Origin of the sequence: Microbulbifer hainanensis (genome assembly GCF_014904735.1) — a bacterium.
Taxonomy (GTDB): Bacteria; Pseudomonadota; Gammaproteobacteria; order Pseudomonadales; family Cellvibrionaceae; genus Microbulbifer; species Microbulbifer hainanensis.
In genome coordinates, this window is the sequence record NZ_JACZCR010000102.1 from 1 (window position 1) to 609 (window position 609).

The 609-nt window shown below is 54.0% G+C and carries 1 protein-coding gene; it reads right to left on the bottom strand.

The genetic code is table 11. From position 1 onward, the window contains the following. A partial coding sequence (locus IG168_RS20495) for a hypothetical protein (RefSeq protein ID WP_193166464.1) occupies positions 1-417 on the bottom strand: 417 nt, incomplete at its 3' end. Positions 418-609: the final 192 nt, after the last annotated feature.

Genomic DNA, 609 nt, shown 5'->3' on the forward strand with positions numbered 1-609 from the left:
AAGGCGATTTCCAGGATTTAGGCTGTTGAGCCCGCCTCGATATCCGATGCGCCCATTGATATGGAGCTCGCGGATTTCAGAAACAAAGGGCGGATCGGCCTCGTTATGATCGCAGTAGTGAGGCAAGAAAGTCTCGATCTGTGAAACGAGGTTGTCCGTCTCGAATATCCGCCAGGCCATACAGCACTGCAGCTCGTCACGGTGATTGAGGATTGCGGCGTAATGGCCGGGATTGCTCGGCTCGTATTTGTATCGAAACCCGGGATAGACGTGCCGCCCTTCCCCGATGAGACGGGCGGCAAACTTGTGCATGTCCTCGCCGCTGCCAGTCTCGACGTAGAACCCGCCCGACTCGAGAATATTCTTGAATGGGCGAAGATCTTCGGCACATGCGGAAGCGGTTTCCTTGGGCGCCATGCAGATCACCAGAACGTGTGTTTCTCACGTTCTAGAATCAATATTTGGTACGGCCAAGCTGATTATCTATCCGTCTAAAGGAGCCTACGCGAGGCATATGACCGTTAGACGGTTTCCGGCTGGTTCTTGTTCGCACTATTGGTCGGTGCTGCAAGATATGTTCCGGACCGAAGGAGTTCTCCCAGATAGCGT